Raw genomic sequence first — 21356 nt, 5'->3', positions numbered from 1 at the left:
CGCGGTGACTCGCGCCAAGGCCCAAGCCGAAACGCTATTGATGGCGCGGCGCCTTGATTTTGGCGTGCCGTCACGACTGATTTACCAGGGTTACCAGCTCCCACCGCGGTGCCGCCCCCGGCCCCCAGCGCAGCGGGATGGCCGTGGTCCCGATGCCGCCCGTCGTCAGCCCCGGTTTGCCCAGTTCATAGGCGCCGCAGTGCATGGGTCGCGGCGCATCGGTCGGCACGTAAAGCGCGCCGATCAGCGGCAGCCGCAGTTGCCCACAATGGGTGTGGCCGGCGAAACTCGGCGTTTCCAGTTCGCCGGTTTGAAACACCAGCCCCATGGGGTCGTGGGTAATGGTCAGGGTTTTGCCCGCACAACCCGCCGGCAGTGGCGTGCGCTGCCATTGCTGGGTATGAAAGTCGCCGTAGCCGCGCACGCAAAATTGGTCGTTTGCGATTACCCGATTGTCGACCAGCTCTACGTGTGAGTCGTCGAAGGCTTGGCGCCACCAAAATGGTCCGGTGACGTTTTCATGATTCCCAAGCACCGCGTACACGGGCGCGATTTCAAGGTACCGACCCAGCGCCGCGACCACCTCGGCGTGCGGGATTTCGAACCCGCGCAGGCGGCCGATGTAGTCACCGACAAAAAAGATCGCCTGTGGCGCCGCTGCCGCGACCGCGTCAAACAAGGACGCGGCCGCGGCGACGTCGTCTTGGGAGTTAAAGTGCAGATCCCCAATGACCGCAACGCGGGTCAGTGATCCTGTGTAGTTCGGGTCGATCAGGGTGGTGTCAACGCGGTGGATGCGTTCAGGCGGGTGCCAGCCGATCAGAAAAACAACGGCAAGCGTAATTACCCCGGCGATGCCGGCGGACCATTTGAAACTGGGGGGCACGTGTTGACTCCATTCAGGCGCGGGCCGATCACGTCACAACGGTAGCACTTGCGTCGGCGCACGCGTACTGACGCTAGTACAGGCCGCTTGCCGACGTCAGCACGCCTTATTTAGGCTGTTGATCCACGCAATGGCGCAGAGCCCAGATGAACAATGACGACCGCGATAGCGGCGTATTGGTTTAGTCGCTAGCACGATCAAAACAACTGGCCAACGGCGCCGCCGACTGCAACCATACCCGCCAGTTTGATGTGATTGTGAGCGACATGCCGCCGAGTAACCCGGAACCCTTTACCTGGGTCAACGAAGACACCGTCTCGATTCGATTCGGGGCGCCGGATGACCCGGCCGCGGCAACGCGGGCGGGTCTGTTTGTCGATGCGGTGCTGCAACTGGACGACGTGTTGGATGCCTACTCGGGTTTTGGTCAGGCTATGGTGACGCTGTCGCCGCCGTTCGATTTGACCGCTCTTGAAACCTGCATGGCGCACCAGTTGTCGGTGCCGCCGGCGCCGCACCCGCTGTTGCGGGTGCCGGTCTGTTATCACCCCGATGTCGCCCCGGACCAGGCAAGCGCCGCCGAGGCCTTGGGGTTGTCAGTCCAGGCGCTGGTGACGGCGCACGCGAGTTGTGAACTGACGGTCATGGCAATGGGGTTTGCCCCAGGTTTTGGCTACCTCGGCGGCTTGCCGGCGCACTTGCGGTTGCCACGCAAGGCCACACCGCGTGCCAATGTACCGGCCGGCAGCGTCGCCATTGCTGAACGCCAGAGCGTGATTTACCCGACCGAGACGCCGGGTGGCTGGCATCTCATTGGACGCTCGCCGGTGACGCTGATGCAGTACCAATCCGCGCCTTGTTCGCTGTTCCAGATCGGACAGGCCGTTCAGTTTTATCCCATTTCGCTCGCCGAATACCACGCATGGACGCCTGATGTCGCTGATTGTTGAGGCCACCAGCCCGTTGCACTCGCTTCAAGACGCGGGGCGCTTTGGCTATTCTCGATTTGGCATTTCCAACGCCGGTGCGGCGGACCTGATGAGCTTTTATTGGGCCAACTGGTTGCTCGATAACCCCGCCGCTACGGCGACGCTAGAATTGGTGGGTGGCGGGTTTGCCTGCACCTTTACCGACAACCTGACAATCGCGCTTACCGGCGCTCATTGCGGCGCCACCCTAAACGGCTTACCGGTGGAACCCTGGGTCAGCCTGGCGATTAAAGCGGGTGATTTGTTGCGGCTGGGCTCGCCTAGGGCTGGGCGAATTGCTTATTTATCGGTGGCTGGCGGTTTTGATTGCGCGCCTGCCCTGGGCAGTTTGTCCGTTGCCCGGCGTGACGGTCTGGGCGGGTGGGACGGTCAGGGCACGTCACTGCAGCGCGACCAGGTGCTGCCAGTGCTGCCACGCCAGGTGGCGCAGAAAGCGGTGCCGCGACGCTTTGTTCCAGACTATCGTCGACCCGTGCTGCTGAACTTGATGCCCGGGTTTGAGTTTGAGCAGTTTTCGGCGGCGGACCGCTCTGCCCTGACGGCTCAGCCTTTTCAGTTGTCCCGCCAAGTCGACCGCATGGGCGCACGGCTTCAGGATGGCCCGGTGTTGCGTCCGCCAGGCATCGAATACTCGTCACCGATTCCTCTGGGTGCGGTCCAGGTGCCGGCAGATGGCAACCCGATTGTGCTGATGCGCGACCGCCAGTCGCTCGGCGGCTACGCCAAGTTGGGTTGTGTGTGCCGCGAAAGCATCGGTGCGCTGATCCAGCGGCCGGCCGGCACCGCGGTCGGGTTCACCCGCGTCGAGGTCGCGGCGATGCAGGCGCGGATGAACCGGGTGTCGGAATTTTTCGGCGTCCGCGCGCCCTAGTTAAAGGGCGAATAGGGTCCGTAGTCGACCTCGATTTCCTCGCCCAATCGAGCGGACTCCAGTGCCGCCGTTGCCCGCTTTGATGATTGGGCGGCATTGGCCCGTTACCAAGACCATCCGCAGCACCAGACACAGGGTCGCCAGTTGCTAGCTGCCCTGATCAACCCAGACACGGACCTGCTGGTGTTCGACTTGGACACGGGCGACGACCGAGCGAAGCCCTAGTCAGCACGGTGTAAATCGCCGACTATGCCGCCATGGAACCTATTAAACGGAACCCCACGGACCACCGCGTCTGGGAAGACCTATTTGGCATCGCCATTGGCGTCACCTTGTGCGGCCTTGGGCTGCTTATTTTTCGAGACCTTGGACTGACCGTTGGCGGCACCGCAGGCCTGGCATTGCTGGTGCACTACGGCACCGGTTTAAGTTTGGGGTTAAGTTACTCACTCATTAACCTGCCTTTTTATGCCTTTGCCTGGGTCAAGATGGGTTGGGCCTTTACCTTGCGTACGCTGATCACGGTGACGCTATTGTCGGTCGGTGTGGAGTGGGCGGCCAGCATGATTCAGTTCTCGCGCCTTGATCCGCTGTTGGGCACCTGGGTCGCTGGGGTGTTGGTTGGCATGGGCTTGTTGTCGGTGTTTCGTCACGGCTCCAGCTTTGGTGGTTCGGGCATTCTGGCGGCATTTTTACAGGACCATTTCGGCATCAAAGCGGGCTACGTCCAGTTGGCCTTTGACTCGGTCGTGCTGTTGGTGGCTTTTTTGATGCTGGAACCCTCGGCACTGGCGTATTCGGTGGTGTCGGCGCTGATTTTGAACGGTCTGGTCGCGGTCAATCACAACCGCGCCCGCTATGTCGGGGTGACCTAGTGTTGTTACGTTTTTTAATCGGGGCGTTGTGGTCGACCCTGGCGTTGGCTGAACGGCCGGCGCACCACACTGACAATGGGTTTGCGAACAGCGATGGCAGCCAGGCCAACAAACCGTTTTCCAGTTTTCTGAAGTGGCGCCGCGCGCGCTCTGAGTTGCCGCTGGATGACTACTATTCGGAGGCCCGAATCGCCGCGACCCTGGACCCACTGGGCTATCAGTCAAACCCACCGTTGGACTTTTCGACGCCGGCGCACGGCGCCCGGGTGACCTGGCTGGGGCATGCGACGTTTTTGGTCCAAACCCCGAGTTTGAATTTGCTGACCGACCCGCATTTTTCAGGGCGCGCGTCGCCCTTTAGTTTTGCCGGCCCCAAACGTTTTGTGGCGCCGCCGGTGCCGGTGCCCGAGTTGCCGCGTATTGATGTGGTGGTGATCTCGCACAACCATTACGACCACTTGGACACCCAGTCCGTGCGCCAGCTTGCCAAGCACCCGCAAGGCAGTCCGCTGTTTTTGGTGCCACTGGGCTTAGCCGATTGGATGGCGGCCAAGGGCGTCGATAACGCGGTTGAAATGGATTGGTGGCAGTCGCGTGCGGTCAAGGGCGCGACGGTGTCGATGGTGCCGGTCCACCACTGGAGCGCGCGCGGCCTGGATGATCGTAACCAGACCCTATGGGGCGGCTGGACCCTCAAGGCCGATGGCTTTAACTTTTTCTTTGCCGGTGACACCGGCTGGTCCGACGACTTTGCCGAAATCGGTCGTCGCTTGGGGCCGTTTGACCTAAGCGCGATTCCGATCGGTGCCTATGAGCCGCGCTGGTTCATGAAGGAACAGCACGTCAACCCCAGCGAGGCGGTGGATATTCACCGTGCAGTCAACAGTCGATTCTCGATCGGCATGCATTGGGGCACCTTTCAGCTGACCGATGAACCCTTCGATCAGCCCGTTAAGGACCTGTCCGCGGCGCTGATTGAAAAAGGTGTCGACCCGGATGAATTTGTGGTCCTGCCGCATGGGGCCCAGTGGCGTTGGAATCCCTAGTTTCAGCACCACCGCGGCTCGCAACTCGGGTAACTGTTAAGTAGCAATTCGAGTTTCTTTTGCGCGCGGGTTCCGGCGAAAAATCAATGTTTTGTCAGAATAAAAAGCAGTTTCGCATTCGAAGTCACTCCCCAATTGATTCGCAAATTGATTTTGGTATTGTTTGTGGTTGGTGGATTTCATGTCCGCGAGTAGGAGGCTGCGAAACGTGGGTAAATCAGAGCACAGCCGTATTGCCAGTTTGTACCGGTTACGGGAAACATTGCGTCAAGCCGAGCAAAATAGCGGCATGTCGGACTGGCCGTTGGCTGAAAAAGTGGTCTATGCCATTGTCGGTCACGCCCAGCATGAAGGGGCGTTGCTGAGTGTTGCGGAGGTTGAAAGTCATGTGTTGCTCGGCGACTTTTCCCGGGCTACGATTTATCGCGCCTTGGATGGTTTGAAAGTCCGCGGCGCGATCAAATCGACCATCGATCCGGACGATGGCCGTGTCCATCGGTTGTCGCTGGCCGACTAGGGCAGGTCAAACCACAGCGCGGTGAACGCTTCATCCGCGTCCAGCGTCAACGCTTCAGCGTTTTCAAGCCCAACGCCGTCGCCGGGACCGAACTGCTGGCCGCCGGCGCGAGCCTGCCCTTCAATCACATGCAGATAGCCGCGGCGCGAGCCAACCTCCAGTGTTTGTGTGTCGCCTGCATTTAACATCAGTCGATACAGCGTCATGTCTTGCTTGATGGCAACCGCGCTGTCACCGCCGCTGGGTGACACGATGGCTGTCATTCGGTCAGTTTGGGCAATCGTTTTTTGCTCGTAGCGAGGCGCGCCACCCGCGGTCGACGGCAGCACCCAAATTTGCAAAAACTTGACCGCCTCCTGATCGGAGCCGTTGAATTCGGAATGCTGTATTCCGGTGCCGGCGCTCATGATTTGGACGTCGCCGGCGGGAATTGTTTCAACGTTGCCCTCGCTGTCTTTGTGCGCCAAACGGCCTTGCATGACGTACGAGATGATTTCCATGTCCTGATGGCCGTGGGTGCCAAAGCCCATGCTCGGCTGAACCTGGTCGTCATTGATAACGCGCAACACGGAAAAGCCCATGTGTTTGGGATCATGGTAGTTGGCAAACGAAAAGCTGTGGTGGCTGTCGAGCCAGCCGTGGTTGGCATGGCCACGTTCGTTCGCTGGGCGTAGATACATGGTGAGCTCCTAATTGGTCAATGCGCTGACTGTAAGGGGCTCGAATACACGCCGCTAGGGCACCCGATGGCATGGCATTCAATCGGAGTTGGCACGAATGGGATCAGTCCCGGCGTGCCACCACGCGCGTCACGTAGCCCGGGCCGCGGTGCCCCGTGCCTTCGGCCAACTGTGTCAGGCCTTCCTGGGCGTCCAGCACCGTCAACCCATGCAGCTCGGAACAAACGTCTTCCGCGCGGTACAACAGATCGACAATTTTAGGGCCACCGGAACGGTAATTGAGTTGCTTGGGATGAAAGGCTTCGAGCACGAATAAACCGCCGGGTTTGAGCGCCCGGGCGCAGGCGGCATGGGTGTGCGCGCGCAGCGGCTGCGGCAAATGCGCGTAGATCGCGACGATCACGTCATAGTGATCCGTCGCCAGCTCAATGTCGGCCAGGTCGGCATGCCAAGTGGATAATTCAACCGCGCGCGCCGCCGCGAGTTTTTCGGCCTTGGCCAGTCCGACCTCGGACTGATCCAGGCTGGTCGTGTCCAGGCCCAGCGATGCCAGGTAGACGCCGTTGCGACCCTCGCCATCCCCAATCGCCAAGGCGCGGCCGCCGGTTGGGTAGCGGTGGCGATTCATAACCAGCCACTCGCAGGGCGCGACACCGTAAAAGTAGGCGTCACCGGCGAACTTTTCATTCCACATAAGCATCGATTCCTTACTGCGGTGAGAACCTAGCTTTGTGAATAAACCAACAACAGCACAACCACGGCCAAACCGATGCCCAGTCCGACCCAACCATCGATTTGACGCTTGGGATCTTTGACGCCGGACAGGCCGCCTGGCAGTTTTTCGTTGAGTGACTTGGAGCGTTCTTTGGGTTCGGTCATGGTGGATCTCCTCTCAAATTTGAATAGATATTAACACGCGCCGCGAGCGCTGTTTATCGTATTAGGGCGACAGCAAGCCGCGGCCACACTCGTGAGTGGCCACTTCAAACAGGGTCAACAAGGTGCAATACACCTGATCGTGGGAGTGCGCCGCATCGGCTGCGGCGACCAGATCGCCTGCTTGCAGGTCATAGCGTGCACCGGTCCACAAGATGGCCGGCACCTGGGTCTGGGACTCGGGCGCAAACGTGTATGGCATGCCGTGCAGGTACAAGCCGTTTTCACCCAGTGATTCGCCGTGGTCGCTGACATACAACAGCGCTGTTTCAAAGCTCGGATAGCCTTCCAGCCAATCGATGCTCTCGGCAATGAAGTGATCCGTGTAGCGCAGGGCATTGTCGTAAGCATTGATGATTGCTTCGCGGCTGCAATCACCCAATTGGTTGGTTTGGCAGGTCGGGGTGAAGTGTTCAAAGGCGGCTGGGTAGCGTTTGAAGTACTCCGGGCCGTGATTGCCCATCTGGTGCAGCACGATCAGGATGTCGCCGGTGGGGTGTTCTTCAACGTAGCGGTCCAAGCCGTCCAGCATGCCGACGTCGCGGCACTCGGGGTCGCACACAGGATTGCGCTCGGGCGATCGAAAGTCTTCGTAGCGGACGCGTTTGGCGACGCCTTTCGAGGACGAGTTGTTATCACGCCAGAGCACGTTAACCCCCAGCCGAGTCAATACATCCAATGCGTTCTCGCGCAGGTATATCGAGTCGCCGTCGAACTCGCTGCGGGTATCCGGCGAAAACATGCACGGCACCGAGACCGCGGTGGACGTGCCACATGAGCTAATTTGGTGGAACGACACCAGGTCGTCGCGCCCGCTCAATCGTGGGTTGGTGGCGCGGGCGTATCCATTCAGCTCGAAGTGATCCGCACGCGCGGTCTCGCCAACGATCATGACGATTAGCTCGCGGTCCGCACCGTGCTCGGCGTGCTCGTCGATGATGGCGTCGGTGCTGACCGCGCTGGCGATCATGTTGCCGCGGGGGCGTGTGGATTGGTCGCGTGCCCAGGCGATCGCGGCGTACAGGGGACCAATCGGATTGGTGTAATAGCGCACGGTTTTGTGTTCGCGAAAGAACGACGCGAAGTCGGCGCTGTGGGAGCCAATGCTCAGCCCGGCGACAGCCAGCGTCAGCGCCGTAAACAAGAATTTGGCGCGTAACTCGACCAGCGTCGTTCGAAAGCGAACGGTGCGAGTGACAATAAGCCAAGCCGGCAGGGCGCCTAATCCTAGGTTATATGCGAGCATTTTTACGCTCATCAGTCCGGCCGCTTCGGCACCGTCCGTTGCCGCCAGGCTGTCGATCATGGCTGCATCAATGACCACGCCATAGGTCGCCATAAAGTAGGCGCACGCGCCACCGGTTAAGGCAAAAAGCACCAGCAAGGGTTTCAGGCTGTAGCGTGAGCTGAGTAGGCCCAAGATCAGCGCGTGCGCTGCCCATATCAGCCCAAAGATCGCGATGTAAAACGACAAAGCGTCCACGCTGAATGGGTAAACCCGAGCGAACTGGTTAAAAAATACTGCGTTGTAGAGGCCGGCAAATGCCAGACTAAACAGCGCGATCAGTCGGTATTGTGGGGTCATGTTAAGGCGATTCCATAGGTCCAAATTGCCGCCGAGACCGCCATGGCGAGCAGCACCGCAAGGGAGCCCATGTCTTTAGCGGCACCGGTCAGTTGATTGAATTCGGTCGAGACCCGGTCCAAGGTGGTTTCGATGGCCGAATTGATGATCTCTACGATCAGCACGAACACCACGCTCAGGACCGCTGCCAAACGCGCTGCGATCGAGTCGATCAACCACAGGGCCAGCGGTACCGAGGCGGCTAAGGCGATCAGCTCCTCGCGCACCGCGGCCTGATGTTTGACGGCGTAACGAAGACCTTTGAGCGAGTTTTTAAAGGCAAATGTCCAGCGGCGGGCACCGCTTGGAATTGGCACCGGTGATGTTGGTTTCATGTTAGCGCTCCGTGCGTGCGATCCAGTCGGTGGACCGCGAACAGTGTCACCGACAGGGCGATGATCAGTGACCATAGGCCATGCGAAATAAAGTGCGCGCCGCGCAGCTGTTGGGTGACATCAAAAATGATACCCATGCCCAAGCCGACGCCAAGGCCGGCCATGGCCCACCTGGGCTGGCGGTAGAGTGCATACGCATACAACGCGACCCAGGCGTAGCCGGCGCTCGCATGGCCGCCTGGAAAGCAATTTAGCGCCAGGTCGGTGGCCGCTCGTGGGCTGAAAATCGGGTGGTAGCTGTGGCTGCCGCCATACCGTTGGTAATCCCACGGGCAGCCGACCTGAGTCACCCGCTTCAATGCGGACACCAGGGCAGTGCTGGTGATTAGGCTGGCGAATAGGACCGCCTCGGGTAGCGCGGCCTTGAATGAATAGCGCCAGCCGCGGTAGCCGGCCACGAGCAACACCACCAGCGCGCACAGGGCACTCAGCGTGCGCCCGGCACTGTGCAGAAGGTCTTCCAACAGCCAGTGCTCACGCAGTACCCAGCGGCCGCCCTGAACCTCAAAAATGCGGTCGGCAAGCCACAGGTCCGCTTGGGCCCATTCGATAGCGACCGCCACGGCGATAACGAGGGTCAGTAGCCCAATCAGTGGGCGAAATGGGGTTGCGGGCATCATCATCCTTGATCTATTGCCGGCTTAGTCCAGCCTTGCGACCATTAGTTCCATTGCGCAGCCACTTTTTTGCTGATGCTGGCGACAATAAAGGCCGCGGTGGCGACACAAACGATGCTGGGGCCGGCGGGGGTGTCGAACACCAGCGCGGCGCGCAACCCGACCACGGCGGATGTGGCGCCAATGATCGCCGCGATCACTGCCATTTGCTCGGGGGTCCGTGCGACGGCACGGGCGGCGGCGGCCGGGATCAACAACATGGCCGCAATTAACAATACACCCACCACTTTGATGGCAACCGCGACCACCAGCGCCAGTGTGATGGTCAGTATGCGCTGTTCGCGCTTGGGGTCGATGCCACTGGCGTAGGCCAGGTCGGGGTTCAGGGTCGCGGTTAGCAGGGCCGACCAACGCCAACTCAGCAGACCTAACACAACCACCGCGCCGCCCCAAATGACCGCCAAATCAGTTTTGCCGACGGCTAAAATGTCGCCGAATAGATAGGCCATCAAGTCAATCCGGACGCCGGATAGGAAGGACACCGCGACCATGGCGATCGCTAACGCCGAGTGCGCCATCACGCCCAGCAAGGTATCGGTGGCCACACCACGGCCGCTTAATCCGGACACGGTGATGGCCATTAGCAGGGCGACGCTGAGAACGCCCAAAAAGATTGATGTTTGCAGCGCCAGCGCCAATGCCACGCCCAAAATCGAGGCGTGCGCGGTGGCATCGCCGAAATACGCCATGCGCCGCCACACCACAAAGCAGCCTAGCGGTGCGGCGGCCAATGATGCGCCGAGGCCGGCGAGGGTGGCGCGGGTGAAAAAATCATCAAACATGATCGTGATCGCTGTGGTCGTGGCTGTGATTGTGGTCGTGGCGATACAGTGCCAGCGAGCCGTGCGTGCCTGAACCAAACAGGGCGCGGTACTCCGGGGCCGAGGCCACGTGCTCCGGTTCGCCTTCGCAGCAAATATGGCCGTTCAGGCAAATCACCCGGTCCGACGCGCTCATGACTACGTGCAATTCGTGGCTGACCATCAGCACAGCGCAACCCAGGCTGTCGCGGAGCTGTTCAATTTGTTGGTAAAAGTCGGCGGAGCCGGGTTGGTCCAGGCCCTGGGTGGCCTCATCCAATATTAGTAAGTTGGGCTCGTTCAGCAGCGCGCGCGCCAACAGTACGCGCTGAAATTGACCGCCGGACAGGTCGCTCATTTGTTGCTGGGCCTGGGCGCCGACGCCAGCGCGCTCCAAGGCCTGTTTGGCAACGTTATCGCTGACTGCGGTCGGCAGGGACAAGAAGCGGCGTGCAGTAATCGGCAATGTTGGGTCAATGTGCAGCTTTTGTGGAACGTAGCCAATACGCAGGTCAGCGGCCCGAGTCACGCGACCTTTGTTGGGCCGAATGGCGCCAATAATGGTGCGCAGTAGCGTCGATTTACCCGAACCATTGGGCCCCACGATGGTAATAATCTCGCCCGGTTGGATGGACACATCAATGCTTTGCAGCACGGTTTTTTTACCCAGTTGCACGCCCACGTGCGCCAGTTCAATCAAGCCGCTCATGCGGGCTGCTCAGTAACGCAGCGTGGACACAGACCTTCGATTTCGACCACCCGTTGTTCGGTCACAAAGCCACAGTCACGCGCGGTCTTTTCAATAGCGGCGCTGATGCCGTCCGAGTCGGCTTCGGCGATGGCATGGCAGCCGCGGCAAATTAAAAAGGCCGGCGAATGGCGTGTGGCTGCGAATCCGCAGGCTATAAAGGCGTTTAAGCGTTCGATTTTGTGGGCGAAGCCGTGGCTAACCAGAAACTCGAGAGCCCGGTAAACTGCCGGTGGTTGTGAGCCCAACCCGTCAGCACGCAGACCGTCCAGCAGCTCGTAGGCGCCGAGTGCACGGTGCTGGTCCAGCAACAGCTCGAGTACGCGTTTGCGCACGGGTGTCAGTTGCAGGCCCTGGTCGGCACAGGCTGTCGCCACCATGCCCACGGTTGAGGCAATGCAGTGATTGTGGTCGTGGCGCTCGAAACTTGGGGACTCGGACTGGGGCACGCAAATAACTCTGGTAAATTGAATGGAACGATATATTATACCGTCCCTATGAAATCACAACGTTATATTATAACAGCCGCAGTCGGCTTAATGGCTGCAAATTCCCTGGTGGCATCCGCCTCGGCGCCGCGTTTGGTCGCGGATATTCCACCGGTCCATTCACTGTTGTCGTCGTTGACCCTCGGCGTCACTGAACCTGCACTGCTTTTGCCTCGGGGTGGCTCGGCACACGCCTTTGCCTTGCGTCCGTCACAGGCCGCGTTGTTGAGCGATGCGGATTTGGTAGTTTGGATGGGGCCGCAGTTAATGCCGGCGCTGGAGCGTGCGATGCAGACCTTGGCTGCGGATGTCGAGTCGCTGGAGTTGCTGGACCTGCCATCGACTGCGCGTTTGGATGTGCGCATGGATGCGGTGTTTGATGCCGACCATGCCGACCATGCCGACCATGCCGACCATGCCGACCATGCCGACCATGCCGACCATGCCGACCATGCCGACCATGCCGACCATGCCGACCATGCCGACCATGCCGACCATGCCGACCATGCCGACCATGCCGACCATGCCGACCATGACGACCATGACGACCATGCGCACGAGGGGGTTGATCCCCACGCCTGGTTGGACCCCGCCAATGCCCAAGCCTGGGTGCGTGCGATGGCGGCCCAGCTCATCGCTATCGACGGCGACCATGCGGATCAGTACCGACGTAACCTGGATGCCACGCTGGCCGATTTGACCTCGCTGGACCAGCAACTGTCGTCGATGCTGGCGCCGGTTAAGGCGTCGCCGTTTGTGGTGTTGCACGACGCATTTCAGTATTTGGAAGCGCGCTACCAACTTGCGAATATGGGCGCAATTTCAGCCAGCGACAATCAGGCGCCCAGCCCGGCGCGTTTGCAGCAGTTAATCCACGCTATGGAAGATGCCGGTGTGGTCTGTGTCATGACTGAGCCACAGGCGAACACTGGCTTGATTAACGCGGTGACGCGCGATGGAGACATCAAGATCGGCGAATTGGACCCGGCCGGTGAATTATTGGAGCCGGGCCCAGAGCTTTACCGGCAGTTAATGTTAAACGCGTCGAAATCCCTGCGCGCATGCCTCGGGTGAGCCGCTGTTTGGCGGCCACATTTTGTCTGCTGATTGCCCTAGCCATTGGCTTAGGGGCATTCGGCCAGCATGCTTTGGCAGCACACCTAGCGGCCAAGCAGATGGCGACCTTTGGCACCGCAACTGATTACCTGTTGGTTCAATCCGTGGAGGTGGTGTAACCCTGGACCAAACCGCGTTATATCAGGGTTTAAGCACCTCTGAATATTGGTGAGTGCTCCTTCTAATTTCGTTGGTTTAAGCCTCTATAGCTTGAGACAGATGGTCAGGCTCTAGCGTCCCAAAGCACTATCCAGCAACTCATCTAATTCGAATCCAAAATCAGGAATCGAACCGGAGTCTTAAAGTTACTTGATGTTCTTATCTGATGGGGATTACATTGGTAATCTATATAATCAGTCGCCCACAGAATTCTTTAGAGATACTTATCAGTTTATGAGCCACCTAAAAGACAGCGGCTGTCGCTCCATAATTGCCGTGAATGAAAAACCTGTCGATGTGGTGATGGATGCGAATTTACCGCAGGAAGCTCAGGACCAGTTGGAGTTCGCTCAGACAGGGACTGGGATTCGAAAAGGGCTATCGCAAGCGCTGGCCGGTGAAGGGCAAGAAGCGAGTGACTTTTTTGCGACGTTAAAATGAAACATTATACGGTCTATGTCCTGCATGTGCGTCACGGGTAAAGAGATTATTGGCGTCCATAGTCTGATTGCAGGTGAAATTTTGCTGATAAGCTTTCAAAGCTATTTTGCCCGATGTTAGGGCGAGGATTTAATGGAAACATCTAACTCGGGTCATTCCTTTCCGCGCGGTCAAATCCCTATCTGTGAGCTTAAAAAAGATACCAGTTTTTATGTCTGCTACGAGCATGAGGGAGTAATTAAATCTTTAATAAAGTGTTGGTATAACAAACACGCTGACTTCTTTTTCTATCCGGTGGTCTCAGACTATGAGGCAAGCATGAGATCAGAGGCTGGAGTTGAAAGCACAATATCTAAAGCCGCTGAAAAATTCCACCCGCGCATTACCATCCATCAATCTGGAGTGGTCGTTGGGCCTGACAAGTATCAAAGACAGTTCGGCCATTCATATAACAGGCTCAAGTCATCGATTAAAACCGCAAAAGATGGAGTCAGGCTGGCATCTCACCACTTGGGCGTTCCGGATATTTATCAAAATCTGAGTGAGAAACAAAGGAAACGAGGGACATGGTTTCATTTTATACCTATCGGAAGTGATATTAGACCGATAATATCGATCGATGCTTATCCGCTTTTTGATGTTGCTGATATATCTAGAATAAGCGCATCTAAGGATTATATATCTGGCTTTATAACGCGTCCGTACAAGAACGATTACAGGGTACTCATTTTGTTTGAACTTAGAGAGGAGGCAAATACCCCTCTTGGCGGAGAGCACTTTGTTTACATTCCAGTGCATTCCTGATCAAAGTAAAATTCAAAGATGAAGATAATTCTGATTTGTCGCATTTATGGCGCAATTAAGTTAATTGTGCCACTTATTGTGACATCGCTTGTCGCAATTAAGATTGGGCGCGCCATCTTTACAGTTGGCGGTAAATATAAAACCCATTAATACACCCAATTACACCCATTTTTATCAGCCACTTCCACTTGCTATCCAACCCCTTCGGAGCGTACATGCCTCCTGCCAACAAAAACCAAGAAGGAGGTGCACATGGCAATTCAACACATCAACCAACAGACCCTGTCGGAACGCTGGCAAGTCAGTGAAGCAACACTTGAGCGCTGGCGCTCGATTGGGGTTGGGCCTGTCTTCCTGAAGCTACATGGGCGGATTGTTTACCGAGAACAGGATCTTGAAGACTATGAGAACCAGTGTCTGCGTACGAGCACATCAACTCGGGTAAGTGCCGATCCAATTCAAGACTCGATGCACTAACTCCAACCTGGGTCGCGAACCATCAAAAACCTGGGCGCGGCCTTATATCTTACTACGCGCATGTTCGTTTAATCTCTATCCCTAAACTTACGGTTTCTGCTATACTTCCGCTCACTGAAACGGAAGTCTGGAATACGCGTAGTGCTTGATTCTCACTCTATTTTGATGCGCCTCTCGCGCAATGCCAAACGTGCGATTCTTCTGTTCGCAGACATAGTTGCGCTTGTCTTTTCACTTTGGTCTGCCTTTGCGCTTCGTTTCTCTGACTGGTGGCCAGCACAATACATTGAGCCCGCTTGGCCGCTGTTTATATTCATTCCTCTGTTTGGTGTTGCTATCTTCATAAAGTTGGGCCTGTATCGTGCCGTGATACGCTTTATGAATGTAAAAGTGCTTCAGTCGATTGCGTTGGGTGTCGCGCTGATCATCGCTGGCGCATATGTGTTTGCGCAGTTAATCGGCCTCACCGGTGTGCCCCGTTCAATTCCAATCATCTTCGGTTTAGGTGCTTGGCTCTACTTGGGCGGTAGCCGATTAATCATCCGTAGTTACTATCACTGGTTGATCTCCCATTACACAAAACGCGAGCGCGTGGTTATTTACGGCGCCGGTGGCGCAGGCTCTCAACTAGCGTTACTACTTCAAGGTGGTGCGGAATACACCCCAGTGGCGTTTGTGGATGATGAGAAGGCGCTGTGGCGTGGGCAGGTGCAAGGCCTTCCAGTGTTCGATCCATCGACACTGGCAGAGATCATTAAAGATAAGCAGATTGATGTTCTGCTTTTGGCGCTACCGCACACCAGTGAGGCGCGACGCAGTGCTATTCTTCGTCAGGTTTCACAGTTGCCTGTGCATGTTAAAACCATGCCATCTATGCCGGAGATCATTGCAGGTGAGTCGCTAGATGATCTGCGTGAAGTTGAAGTAGAAGATCTTCTCGGTCGTGATCAAGTAGCACCCGAGATGGGGCTTATAGAGCGCAGTATTGCCAACAAGTCCGTCTGTATCACCGGCGCAGGTGGTTCCATTGGTTCGGAGTTAGCGCGCCAAGCTGTTACCAATGGTGCTAAGTCCGTTGTATTGCTAGAACAAAGCGAGTTTGCGCTATACGACATTGAATCGGAGTTATCTAAACTAGCGATCGACGCCAACCCCGATTGCTCCATCTACCCAATCCTAGGCTCCGTACTGGATTACGATCGTGTTGTGCAGGTGTTTGAGCAGTTCGAAATTCAGACGGTCTACCATGCTGCTGCCTACAAGCATGTGCCGATTGTTGAGCACAACGTACTCCAGGGAGTATTGAATAACTCAATTGGTACAGAGACGGTTGCGCTTGCCGCAAAAGCCGCAGGTGTTGAACGTTTTGTATTGATCTCTACCGACAAGGCAGTGCGCCCAACCAATGTTATGGGCGCAACCAAGCGCTTGGCTGAGATGGTGGTGCAACTACTCGCATCAGAAAATAACACAGAAACCATTTTCTCGATGGTGCGTTTTGGGAATGTGCTTGGGTCCTCTGGATCGGTGGTACCACTATTCAAGAAGCAAATTGCCGCTGGTGGTCCGGTTACTGTTACGCATCCAGAGATTAATCGCTACTTCATGACAATCCCTGAAGCTGCCTCTTTGGTGATTCAGGCTGGGAGTATGGCTAAGGGCGGCGACGTTTTTGTGCTGGATATGGGTGAACCGGTAAAAATTGCTGACTTGGCAAGGCAGATGATTCGCTTAAGCGGCCGCACGGTTAAAGACGGAGATAATCCAGAGGGCGATATCGAGGTTGTATACTCAGGCCTTCGCCCTGGCGAAAAGCTCTATGAAGAGCTGCTAATTGGAGATAACGCGAGTGGCACACTACACCCTCGAATTCTAACCGCTGATGAGGAGTTTGCTCCGCGTGACCGACTAGATGCAATCCTTCGTGGTATGCGCCAAGCAATCGACAAAAGTGATAGCTCAGCGGCACGCAATCTGTTGATTGAAATCGTCACAGATTTTAAGCCATCCAGCAGTAATGTTGATCTGCTTTATAAGGCTCGTAATGCACGTGGCAATGTCATAAATATTCGTTGAACTCGCTCCCAATTTAGCTAGAGATTTAGATTTAAAGTAAAGGATTATCCAGAGTATGTCTGAAGAGTTAAAACCGGTTTACCAGAATGATGAGATTGATCTGTTTGAGCTCATCGAGACGCTGTGGAAAGAGAAACTCTGGATACTACTGTTCACCATCCTCACGGCCATTGGTGGTACAAGTTATGCCTTTTTAGCCACGCCAAAGTATTCAGTCTCTCTTGATTACACGATTAATGCCGCTATGCCCACAGGCGAAGTGGTTAATAGAGTGATTAGTTCGTTGTCTAGCGGTTGGGTAAAGTTAAATCAGCAGAATCGTCTGACGTTGGAAATAATCTCTCCAGAGTCAGTTGACACATACGAAACCAAGTTCCGAGATATTTCAACAGCCGTCTCTAACGATCTGTTAGCTCAAGCGCAGTCAGATGTTGAGATAATTCTCAACGAACTTCCAACCACGCTTCAATCCACTGAAGCGGTAGCTGTTCAAATGCTGAATGCGAAAAAGACAGTTAGAGCTCTGATTGGTGGTTCGTACGCTGTAGATTTTGGTACGCCTGGAATCACGCAGGTGGCACCGAAAAAACCATTAATTATGGCGCTATCAATCGTTCTTGGTGGAATGATTGGCGTGATGTTTGTCTTAATTCGCTCGGCCGTACGCAATCGAAGAAATGTTAAGTAGTGAATAATTGCTTCATTTGCACGTATTCAGTTTTTGGCTTTTGGAAAGATTAAACCTGCCGAAATACCCATCCACACCCAAAACCACGCGCTCATCCAGCCTCCGTACAAATTGTTATGTGCGTTGAGCGGGAAGAATCCGGCCCAAAGCGCGACCAGAGCACCCGCGGCAATAATGGAACCAGCTTTAGCGACTTTAATGCTGGTTCTACCTAAGAATATGAATAGTCCAACAAGCCCTAATACTCCAAGTGTTCCAGCACCTGAAAATGCTTCCATAAATATTTGGTGGGTATGTGAAGCACCTCTTGCACGGACAGCCCCGTCATCTTTTTGTTCTGTAGAGAGAAACTGCCTTCCTTTGATAATGCTCAGCTCAGGGACGGCGTAACGATAGTTATTAACCCCGAAGCCCGTAATTGGTTGCTCCATTCCCAGTGAAATGGCATCTTCCCAGATATTCAATCTGCCACTTAAAGCCTCATTAAAGCCAGCACGAGTAGGGTTGCTCAGGAAGACAAATGTTTGATTCAGTTTAACGTTCAACCCAGGTAGCTGAACAAGAGCGTAGCCTGAAGCTATGACTGATAAACAGATAACTACTAGGCCGAAAAATGCTTTCTTAGATGGCTTTAGTCCTTTTATTTGAGCAATAACCGGTATCGCAAATATCGTAACTATTGCAGATAACCAAGCTGAACGAGTACCGCTTATAAAGATTAGCCCGATAATGAACACGCCCAACATAATCGAAATTGCGCGGTGGCCATTCTGCCAGATAGCAAAGCAGAGAAACCCCAGTAGAGAGCCTAATATGACTCCCAGCATTAGCCCGCCATCAACAAATTGGTTATCTCTTGTATGAATGCCCTGATTATGGATTCCGCCAGGGCCAAATGGATTGTTTGGGTCCAAATATTGCCATATTGATAATATGCCCCACGCAATCACAATGAGGGTTATACCCGTTACTGCAGGAGTAATAGAGACTCCCTGACTTAGGCGTTTGTAAAGAAAATAACCTGATAAGTAGAAAAGCGGGTAGCTGATTAAAAATATACTCGTTCGGGCTAAATCGACAGAGGTTATAAGGGAAGTAAGTGCCGGAATAAATACAAAAGAACCACCGAGCAGAAGCCAGCGTGTACCCGCTTCAAAAGATCTGGAAACTCTAACCTCTTGATAAAACAACACTCCGCCAATTATCGCCATCACCAACAAGGGGTACCATAAGGTTTTTCCGATGGGCAATAAAAAGAAGTAAAGAGTAAGTAAGATGGTGAAGTCGTGTTTTCTTATTGCTGACAGCATTGTTTTGAAATCAAAGTATTGAAAAATATAATTATCATCGATTTTGTCTTGCGAGTCTTGTGTATTTTCTGCGCATTAATCTTCGAAATTATAATTAGCTTCTTTCAGCTTGACTTAACTCCCCCACTGAAGCGTCCATGAGCTCCAAGCCAACCAGCTTGGAGCGTTTATGGAAACCGCATCGCAGCCACCTAAAGATCCTAACCCAGATCGACTAACAGCCAGCCAGGCCGCTGCGCGAATGGGTATGAGTACCCGTCAGCTTCAGGCTCTACGTCTGCGCGGAATCGGGCCGCCTATTGTTCAGAAAGGGCTTGATATTCACTATTCACTTTCTGAGATCGCACATATCGAGGAGCATGAAGTGACGGTGGTGATAAGTCAGGTGATGCAACTGCCTTCACCACTGACGGCACTCAAAACGCTCTGTGATCAATTTGACCTGAGGCAATCGCCGATACTCAAAGAGGTGGAAGGCCTTCAGTTCCAAATGGAAGCCGGGAAGCCAGAAGAGTCCCAGCTCAATCGTCCAGTTCCCCAGCAAACGCCTGCGAAACAAGAAGAGCCACAGAACGCCCAATCGAATCCATCTCGTTCAAAAGCCTGGTACCTCATCCACACCAAAGCACGGCAAGAAACCACTGCCCTCACCAATCTCGAGCGTCAGGGCTACACCTGCTACCTCCCCAAAATCACCATAGAAGCTAAAGGCAGCGGGAAGCGAACTAAGACTGAGGCGATGTTCCCGCGTTACTTGTTTATCCATTTGGAAACAGGCGAGAGCGGTAACAACTGGATGCCGATCCGCTCTACTCGGGGTGTCGATAAGTTGGTGCAATTTGGCGAAACCTATCCTCGCGTAGAAGATCAGTTGATCCACTCGCTCAGGGAGCGTGAGCGCGACACTCCAATACAACCCATTCTTAAAAAAGGCGATGGGGTGCAGATTCTGGATGGCCCCTTCCAAGACCTCGATGCCATTTTCTACACCGATGACTCAGAGCATCGCGTCATCATTTTAATCAATTTTCTGCTGCGGCAACTGCCGGTCAAAGTCGATCGCGACAAGGTGCGCAAACGTGCGTAGGCCTCGCCTTATTAACTTGCTAGTCCCTTGGCTTTGAAGCAAACATGCAGAACCGCTAGAAAGAGCTTATCTACCATGACAACAGAAAAGGAAACTCAAACAGAACAACCCGCTTTCAGAGCCGCTCAGTACGTTCGTATGTCAACGGAGCATCAGCAATACTCCACCCACAACCAGGCTGACAAAATCAAAGAGTACGCCGAGCGGCGCAATATCGAGATCGTGCGAACCTATGCCGATGAAGGTAAAAGTGGTCTGTCCATTGGAGGGCGTGCATCGCTCCAGCGACTCATCAACGATGTTGAAACTGACAATACTGACTTCAATCTAATCTTGGTCTACGACGTCAGTCGCTGGGGGCGTTTCCAAGATGCAGATGAATCCGCTTATTACGAATATATCTGTAAGCGCAAGGGCATCGCCGTGGCCTACGTGGCCGAACAGTTTGAGAACGACGGCTCACCCGTATCCACTATCGTTAAGGGCGTTAAACGTGCGATGGCGGGGGAGTACAGCCGAGAGCTCTCGGCCAAGGTATTTGCCGGCCAATGCCGACTGATCGAACTAGGCTACAGGCAAGGCGGCCCTGCGGGTTATGGCCTACGTCGAGTATTGGTGGATCAAAGCGGTGAAACCAAAGGGGTGCTCAAGGCCGGTGAACATAAAAGCCTGCAAACCGACCGCGTTGTTCTAATGCCCGGCCCCGATTACGAAATCAAAGTTGTTAACCAGATGTACAGCTGGCTAATTGATGAAGACCTCCAAATAGGAGAAATCGCAAAGCGGCTGAATGCTCAAGCCATCCCAACCGATAAAGACCGTGAATGGACCTACTGCACTGTCAGGCAAGTGCTGACCAATGAAAAATACATCGGCAACAATGTCTACAACCGCCGCTCATTTAAACTCAAACGAAAACACGTTAACAATCCGCCTGCCATGTGGATACGAAAAGAGGGCGCCTTCGATGGCATCGTGCCGCTTGATACCTTTATGCAGGCACAAGAGCGCCTGGCTGAGCGTAGCCGCAAATACACCAACGACGAGATCCTGGAACATCTCAAAGCACTCTATGAGGAGTGTGGCTACCTCAACGGTATGGTTATTAACCAGGCGGAAAACCTTCCCAATACATCAACACTCGTTTCTCGCTTTGGCAGTCTTACTAGGGCTTATGAACTTGTCGGCTTCCATACCCAGCGCAGCACCGAACATATAGAGATCAACCGGCGCCTGCGCCAACTTCACCCAGAGATCATCGAACGCACCGAATCCACCATCGCAGAGCTCGGTGGCAAAGTCACACGGGATCCTAAAACCGATCTATTGATGCTGAATGATGAACTGATCATCAGCCTGGTATTAGCCCGTTGCCAAACCACCAATGCAGGTATGCAACGCTGGCGTATCCGCTTTGATAGTGCCACCCATAATCCAGACCTCACCGTGGCGGTGCGACTGGATGCAGAAAACACAAACGAGCTCGATTACTACCTGCTCCCCAAACTCGATCTACCTAATCACGAAATAAGAGTCAGCAACCGCAACAGCGCCGACTTTGAGTGCTTTCGGTTTGATGACCTCAGCTTCTTTTACGGCATGTCAGAACGCCAGCGCCTTCAAAGGCTACAAACCTAGAACAGCACCAACCAACCCTAAAGAGCTA

The 21356-nt window shown here is 55.0% G+C and carries 26 protein-coding genes; 15 read left to right on the top strand and 11 right to left on the bottom strand.

The features are described from left to right. Window positions 1-70: 70 nt before the first annotated feature. A complete protein-coding gene (locus GH975_RS08825; RefSeq protein ID WP_153714168.1) occupies window positions 71-886 on the bottom strand; it encodes a metallophosphoesterase in 816 nt (271 codons plus the stop codon). Between the two features lie 266 nt (window positions 887-1152). Between GH975_RS08825 and GH975_RS08820 the strand changes: the two genes are divergently transcribed. The 6 genes from GH975_RS08820 (at window position 1153) to GH975_RS08795 (ending at window position 5184) form a co-directional block, all read left to right on the top strand. Further along, window positions 1153-1836, top strand: coding sequence for a 5-oxoprolinase subunit B family protein (locus GH975_RS08820; RefSeq protein WP_246164790.1), 684 nt, complete (start codon window positions 1153-1155; stop codon window positions 1834-1836). Further along, window positions 1820-2746, top strand: coding sequence for a 5-oxoprolinase subunit C family protein (locus tag GH975_RS08815; RefSeq protein ID WP_153714166.1), 927 nt, complete (start codon window positions 1820-1822; stop codon window positions 2744-2746). Before GH975_RS08820 ends, GH975_RS08815 begins: the two co-directional genes overlap by 17 nt. Before the next feature lie 96 nt (window positions 2747-2842). Next, window positions 2843-2971, top strand: a complete 129-nt coding sequence (locus GH975_RS12250) for a hypothetical protein (RefSeq protein WP_170272602.1) — start codon at window positions 2843-2845, stop codon at window positions 2969-2971. A 32-nt stretch (window positions 2972-3003) separates the two neighbouring features. Then, entirely contained in the window at window positions 3004-3621 is a 618-nt protein-coding gene (locus GH975_RS08805; RefSeq protein WP_153714164.1) for a YitT family protein, read from the top strand. Next, window positions 3621-4667 (top strand): MBL fold metallo-hydrolase, encoded by a 1047-nt coding sequence (locus tag GH975_RS08800; RefSeq protein ID WP_153714163.1) that lies wholly within the window; start codon window positions 3621-3623, stop codon window positions 4665-4667. Before GH975_RS08805 ends, GH975_RS08800 begins: the two co-directional genes overlap by 1 nt. A 208-nt stretch (window positions 4668-4875) precedes the next feature. After that, window positions 4876-5184 (top strand): hypothetical protein, encoded by a 309-nt coding sequence (locus tag GH975_RS08795; RefSeq protein ID WP_153714162.1) that lies wholly within the window; start codon window positions 4876-4878, stop codon window positions 5182-5184. Here GH975_RS08795 and GH975_RS08790 read toward each other — a convergent pair. The 9 genes from GH975_RS08790 to GH975_RS08750 all read right to left on the bottom strand — a co-directional run bounded on the left by GH975_RS08790 (window position 5181) and on the right by GH975_RS08750 (window position 11493). Next, window positions 5181-5864, bottom strand: coding sequence for a pirin family protein (locus GH975_RS08790; RefSeq protein ID WP_153714161.1), 684 nt, complete (start codon window positions 5862-5864; stop codon window positions 5181-5183). The two genes, GH975_RS08795 and GH975_RS08790, sit on opposite strands and share 4 nt — an antisense overlap. 103 nt (window positions 5865-5967) lie before the next feature. Then, window positions 5968-6564 (bottom strand): class I SAM-dependent methyltransferase, encoded by a 597-nt coding sequence (locus GH975_RS08785; protein WP_153714160.1) that lies wholly within the window; start codon window positions 6562-6564, stop codon window positions 5968-5970. Between the two features lie 23 nt (window positions 6565-6587). Next, entirely contained in the window at window positions 6588-6743 is a 156-nt protein-coding gene (locus tag GH975_RS08780; RefSeq protein ID WP_153714159.1) for a hypothetical protein, read from the bottom strand. Between the two features lie 61 nt (window positions 6744-6804). Then, complete coding sequence (locus GH975_RS08775) at window positions 6805-8385, bottom strand: phosphoethanolamine transferase (protein WP_153714158.1); 1581 nt, start codon at window positions 8383-8385, stop codon at window positions 6805-6807. Then, window positions 8382-8759: a diacylglycerol kinase gene (locus GH975_RS08770; protein WP_153714157.1), complete on the bottom strand. Its 378-nt coding sequence runs from the start codon at window positions 8757-8759 to the stop codon at window positions 8382-8384. The genes GH975_RS08775 and GH975_RS08770 overlap by 4 nt, the downstream gene beginning before the upstream one ends. Beyond that, window positions 8756-9436, bottom strand: coding sequence for a phosphatase PAP2 family protein (locus GH975_RS08765; protein ID WP_170272601.1), 681 nt, complete (start codon window positions 9434-9436; stop codon window positions 8756-8758). The genes GH975_RS08770 and GH975_RS08765 overlap by 4 nt, the downstream gene beginning before the upstream one ends. A 44-nt stretch (window positions 9437-9480) precedes the next feature. Then, on the bottom strand, window positions 9481-10278 hold the full coding sequence (locus GH975_RS08760; protein ID WP_153714155.1) for a metal ABC transporter permease: 798 nt from the start codon (window positions 10276-10278) through the stop codon (window positions 9481-9483). Then, the gene (locus GH975_RS08755; protein ID WP_153714154.1) at window positions 10271-11005 is read right to left on the bottom strand and encodes an ATP-binding cassette domain-containing protein; all 735 of its coding nucleotides are present in this window, start codon (window positions 11003-11005) and stop codon (window positions 10271-10273) included. The genes GH975_RS08760 and GH975_RS08755 overlap by 8 nt, the downstream gene beginning before the upstream one ends. After that, window positions 11002-11493, bottom strand: coding sequence for a transcriptional repressor (locus tag GH975_RS08750; RefSeq protein ID WP_211365800.1), 492 nt, complete (start codon window positions 11491-11493; stop codon window positions 11002-11004). The genes GH975_RS08755 and GH975_RS08750 overlap by 4 nt, the downstream gene beginning before the upstream one ends. 90 nt (window positions 11494-11583) lie before the next feature. Here GH975_RS08750 and GH975_RS08745 point away from each other — a divergent pair, with 90 nt between their 5' ends. The 7 genes from GH975_RS08745 (at window position 11584) to GH975_RS08715 (ending at window position 17293) form a co-directional block, all read left to right on the top strand. Next, on the top strand, window positions 11584-12606 hold the full coding sequence (locus tag GH975_RS08745; protein WP_170272600.1) for a zinc ABC transporter substrate-binding protein: 1023 nt from the start codon (window positions 11584-11586) through the stop codon (window positions 12604-12606). Between the two features lie 8 nt (window positions 12607-12614). Next, window positions 12615-12767 carry a DUF423 domain-containing protein gene (locus GH975_RS08740; RefSeq protein ID WP_153714152.1) on the top strand — a complete coding sequence of 51 codons (153 nt, stop codon included), beginning with the start codon at window positions 12615-12617 and terminating at the stop codon, window positions 12765-12767. 193 nt (window positions 12768-12960) lie between these two features. Continuing rightward, entirely contained in the window at window positions 12961-13248 is a 288-nt protein-coding gene (locus GH975_RS08735; protein ID WP_153714151.1) for a type II toxin-antitoxin system Phd/YefM family antitoxin, read from the top strand. Between the two features lie 132 nt (window positions 13249-13380). Further along, window positions 13381-14052, top strand: coding sequence for a hypothetical protein (locus GH975_RS08730; protein WP_153714150.1), 672 nt, complete (start codon window positions 13381-13383; stop codon window positions 14050-14052). A gap of 252 nt (window positions 14053-14304) precedes the next feature. Then, window positions 14305-14529, top strand: a complete 225-nt coding sequence (locus GH975_RS08725; protein ID WP_153714149.1) for a DNA-binding protein — start codon at window positions 14305-14307, stop codon at window positions 14527-14529. A 141-nt stretch (window positions 14530-14670) separates the two neighbouring features. Beyond that, window positions 14671-16605, top strand: coding sequence for a polysaccharide biosynthesis protein (locus GH975_RS08720; protein WP_211365799.1), 1935 nt, complete (start codon window positions 14671-14673; stop codon window positions 16603-16605). A 55-nt stretch (window positions 16606-16660) separates the two neighbouring features. Then, the gene (locus GH975_RS08715; protein WP_153714148.1) at window positions 16661-17293 is read left to right on the top strand and encodes a Wzz/FepE/Etk N-terminal domain-containing protein; all 633 of its coding nucleotides are present in this window, start codon (window positions 16661-16663) and stop codon (window positions 17291-17293) included. 26 nt (window positions 17294-17319) lie between these two features. Here GH975_RS08715 and GH975_RS08710 read toward each other — a convergent pair whose 3' ends face one another. Beyond that, on the bottom strand, window positions 17320-18603 hold the full coding sequence (locus tag GH975_RS08710; protein ID WP_153714147.1) for an O-antigen ligase family protein: 1284 nt from the start codon (window positions 18601-18603) through the stop codon (window positions 17320-17322). 169 nt (window positions 18604-18772) lie between these two features. On the opposite strand from GH975_RS08710, the gene rfaH reads away from it, so the two are divergent. Both rfaH and GH975_RS08700 read left to right on the top strand, forming a co-directional pair. Continuing rightward, window positions 18773-19690, top strand: a complete 918-nt coding sequence (rfaH, locus tag GH975_RS08705; protein ID WP_153714146.1) for a transcription/translation regulatory transformer protein RfaH — start codon at window positions 18773-18775, stop codon at window positions 19688-19690. Window positions 19691-19765: 75 nt separating this feature from the next. Then, entirely contained in the window at window positions 19766-21328 is a 1563-nt protein-coding gene (locus tag GH975_RS08700) for a recombinase family protein (RefSeq protein ID WP_211365798.1), read from the top strand. Window positions 21329-21356 lie beyond the last annotated feature (28 nt).

It is taken from the genome of Litorivicinus lipolyticus, from assembly GCF_009650135.1.
Lineage (GTDB): Bacteria > Pseudomonadota > Gammaproteobacteria > Pseudomonadales > Litorivicinaceae > Litorivicinus > Litorivicinus lipolyticus.
This window is presented reverse-complemented; position numbering and strand designations above follow the sequence as displayed.

Bases quoted from the DNA above. Each gene is read 5' to 3' on its own strand.
- GH975_RS08820 (WP_246164790.1), top strand. From the start codon at position 1,153: ATGCCGCCGAGTAACCCGGAACCCTTTACCTGGGTCAACGAAGACACC.
- GH975_RS08815 (WP_153714166.1), top strand. From the start codon at position 1,820: ATGTCGCTGATTGTTGAGGCCACCAGCCCGTTGCACTCGCTTCAAGAC.
- GH975_RS08805 (WP_153714164.1), top strand. From the start codon at position 3,004: ATGGAACCTATTAAACGGAACCCCACGGACCACCGCGTCTGGGAAGAC.
- GH975_RS08790 (WP_153714161.1), bottom strand. From the start codon at position 5,864: ATGTATCTACGCCCAGCGAACGAACGTGGCCATGCCAACCACGGCTGG.
- GH975_RS08785 (WP_153714160.1), bottom strand. From the start codon at position 6,564: ATGCTTATGTGGAATGAAAAGTTCGCCGGTGACGCCTACTTTTACGGT.
- GH975_RS08780 (WP_153714159.1), bottom strand. From the start codon at position 6,743: ATGACCGAACCCAAAGAACGCTCCAAGTCACTCAACGAAAAACTGCCA.
- GH975_RS08775 (WP_153714158.1), bottom strand. From the start codon at position 8,385: ATGACCCCACAATACCGACTGATCGCGCTGTTTAGTCTGGCATTTGCC.
- GH975_RS08770 (WP_153714157.1), bottom strand. From the start codon at position 8,759: ATGAAACCAACATCACCGGTGCCAATTCCAAGCGGTGCCCGCCGCTGG.
- GH975_RS08765 (WP_170272601.1), bottom strand. From the start codon at position 9,436: ATGCCCGCAACCCCATTTCGCCCACTGATTGGGCTACTGACCCTCGTT.
- GH975_RS08760 (WP_153714155.1), bottom strand. From the start codon at position 10,278: ATGTTTGATGATTTTTTCACCCGCGCCACCCTCGCCGGCCTCGGCGCA.
- GH975_RS08755 (WP_153714154.1), bottom strand. From the start codon at position 11,005: ATGAGCGGCTTGATTGAACTGGCGCACGTGGGCGTGCAACTGGGTAAA.
- GH975_RS08745 (WP_170272600.1), top strand. From the start codon at position 11,584: ATGGCTGCAAATTCCCTGGTGGCATCCGCCTCGGCGCCGCGTTTGGTC.
- GH975_RS08735 (WP_153714151.1), top strand. From the start codon at position 12,961: ATGTTCTTATCTGATGGGGATTACATTGGTAATCTATATAATCAGTCG.
- GH975_RS08730 (WP_153714150.1), top strand. From the start codon at position 13,381: ATGGAAACATCTAACTCGGGTCATTCCTTTCCGCGCGGTCAAATCCCT.
- GH975_RS08725 (WP_153714149.1), top strand. From the start codon at position 14,305: ATGGCAATTCAACACATCAACCAACAGACCCTGTCGGAACGCTGGCAA.
- GH975_RS08715 (WP_153714148.1), top strand. From the start codon at position 16,661: ATGTCTGAAGAGTTAAAACCGGTTTACCAGAATGATGAGATTGATCTG.
- GH975_RS08710 (WP_153714147.1), bottom strand. From the start codon at position 18,603: ATGCTGTCAGCAATAAGAAAACACGACTTCACCATCTTACTTACTCTT.
- rfaH (WP_153714146.1), top strand. From the start codon at position 18,773: ATGGAAACCGCATCGCAGCCACCTAAAGATCCTAACCCAGATCGACTA.
- GH975_RS08700 (WP_211365798.1), top strand. From the start codon at position 19,766: ATGACAACAGAAAAGGAAACTCAAACAGAACAACCCGCTTTCAGAGCC.